The 2342-nt window shown below is 57.3% G+C and carries 4 protein-coding genes; 1 reads left to right on the forward strand and 3 read right to left on the reverse strand.

Features of this window, described 5'->3' with window-relative positions; genetic code table 11:
• On the forward strand, nucleotides 1-219 hold a 219-nt coding region (locus A3754_RS11995; RefSeq protein WP_156496962.1), incomplete at its 5' end, for a DUF3301 domain-containing protein.
• A 16-nt stretch (nucleotides 220-235) separates the two neighbouring features.
• On the opposite strand, the gene A3754_RS12000 is transcribed toward A3754_RS11995, so the two are convergent.
• The 3 genes from A3754_RS12000 to A3754_RS12010 all read right to left on the reverse strand — a co-directional run.
• Complete coding sequence (locus A3754_RS12000; protein ID WP_063519874.1) at nucleotides 236-670, reverse strand: VOC family protein; 435 nt, start codon at nucleotides 668-670, stop codon at nucleotides 236-238.
• Between the two features lie 153 nt (nucleotides 671-823).
• Nucleotides 824-1372 (reverse strand): response regulator transcription factor, encoded by a 549-nt coding sequence (locus A3754_RS12005; RefSeq protein WP_063519875.1) that lies wholly within the window; start codon nucleotides 1370-1372, stop codon nucleotides 824-826.
• Nucleotides 1365-2342, reverse strand: a 978-nt coding sequence (locus A3754_RS12010) for a HAMP domain-containing sensor histidine kinase (protein WP_063519876.1), incomplete at its 5' end; no start/stop codon positions are given. The genes A3754_RS12005 and A3754_RS12010, both read right to left, overlap by 8 nt.

The raw sequence follows: 2342 nt of genomic DNA on the forward strand, positions 1-2342 counted from the left end.
GAACAACTGGAATTTCTGGATGAGAGTGTGGGCCTGGAAAAGCTGACCCTGAGCAAAGACCACCACGGCAAACGCCGCATTACCCGCATTTACCGGTTTGAATTCACCGTCACCGGTGGAGAGCGTTACGAAGGGCGCACCGTGGTGCAGGGCGGCATCACCCAACGGGTAGAATTACCGCCCCACCGTTACACGCCGCCGCCGGAAGAATTGCACTGACAGGCAAGGCCTGGCCTCAAGTTTCGTAAGCGGCCTTGCTGCCATCAAAATTCACCATCCAGGGAATGCCGAAGCGGTCGTTACACATCCCAAAGCGTTCCGCCCAGGGCGTTTCTTCCATGGGCATTTTAATTTCGCCCCCTTCCGCCAGCGCCGCAAACAGGGTTTCCGCCTCTTTCACACTATCAGCCTGCACACTCAGCGTGGTCCCCTGGGCTTTTTCAAAATACTCTGGCGGGCAATCAGACCCCATCAGCACAATCCCATCACCCTGCAGACAAACATGACAGATATGGTGATGGGATTCCTTTGGCACCTCGTCCGCCATGGGCGACTCGCCCATGGTCAGCTGGAATACGATATCCGCGCCCAGGCAGTCGGCGTAGAACGCGAACGCCTCACGGCAGGTGCCCGGAAAATTCAGATAGGGGTTCAGACGAATCTTGGACATGGCATCTCTCCTTAGAATGAAATTAGCTTTCCCTGACTAGTCGAATGTCATAGCCGCTTTTCGACAGACCACCCTGTTCTTGTAGGAGCGTCGCTGGCGGCGCGCTAACGACCTTATGGGATCGCGCCGCCAGCGACGCTCCTACGGGAAGGGCTACTTCACCCGCTGCTTTTCCAGCTTGCGGGCCAGGGTGCGGCGGTGCATCCCCAGGCGCCGGGCGGTTTCGGAGATATTAAACCCGGTTTCTGCCAGGGTTTCGTGGATGCGTTCCCACTCCAGGGTTTTCAAATCGGTGGCGCGCGCGGTAAGAGACACGTCAGTATTACCTTCCGCGCGGTTGAAGGCATCTTCTATGTCATCGGTGTTGGATGGTTTGGCCAGGTAATGACACGCCCCCAACTTCACCGCTTCCACGGCAGTGGCAATGCTGGCGTAACCGGTCAGCACCACGATCAGCATGTCTTCATCGTGCTCATGCAGGGTCTGCACACAGGCCAGCCCGGACGAATCCCCCTTGAGCTTCAGATCGACCACGGCAAAACCGGGCTCATGGCTTTCCAGCAGAACCTGCATCGATTCCAGACTATCCGCATGAATCACCCGATAACCACGCCGTTCAAACGAACGGGTCAGGGTACGGGCAAAGGCTTCATCATCTTCGACAATCAGTAGCAGCCTTTCAGACTGCTGTTCATCAGACACCGTTGGCTCCTCCTTTTTCCTGCTCCAGCGCGACCACGGACAGCGGCAGAGACAGGGTCACCAGGGCGCCCCCCTCTGGCGAGTTACTCGCCCTCAGGTTGCCACCTAATGTACGCAGTACATTCATCACCAGAAACAATCCAAGACCGCTGCCCGGCCGCCCCTTGCTGGACTGATAAGGCCGTCCCAGATTATCGAGCATCGACTGCGGAAAACCCGGCCCTCGATCTGTCACGGACACCAACAAGGTTTCTTCTTCGCGGTGCACATCCAGGCTCACCCAATTAGGTGAGGCCTCCAGGGCATTATCCAATACGTTGTGAATACTCTGCCTGAGTGCAGAGTCCGACACGATGCTCAGATCCTCACCAAAATCATTGCTATAGACAAAGCCCTTCACCGGCCGGGTTTCACGCCACTCGTCGACCAGATCATCGAGGAACTCGCGTACCGAGGTTTCCTCCGACGATTCCCCGCGAGCCTCGCCCGCCGATAACAGAATACCGCTGACAATGGACTTGCAACGCAATACCTGTGTCTGCATTTCGGCAATTTCCTGGGCCATGTCCCCGTCACTCTTGAACGGTTCCATATGTTTCCAGTCACCCAGAATCACCGACAGGGTCGCCAGCGGCGTACCCAGCTCATGGGCTGCGCCGGAGGCCAGCAGCCCCATGCGCACAATGTGCTCTTCTTCCGCCGCCCGCTGGCGCAACTCCGCCAGGTGTTCATCGCGTTGCCGGCGGTTGCGGGTAATGCGATTGATAAAGATCACCAGCAAACCACCATTGAGCACAAAGCAGATCATCATCCCTTCGATGTAGAGACTGAACAGCCCCTCGGAGTGATCCAGTGGCATGGGTAGCGGATGGCCGTACCAGGCCAGCCAACCAAAACACAGGGTGGTGGTAATCAGAATGACCCAGGTAGACCAGACCTCCAGCAACACCGCCCCCAGAATCACCTGCAA

The organism is Alcanivorax sp. HI0083 (assembly GCF_001635175.1).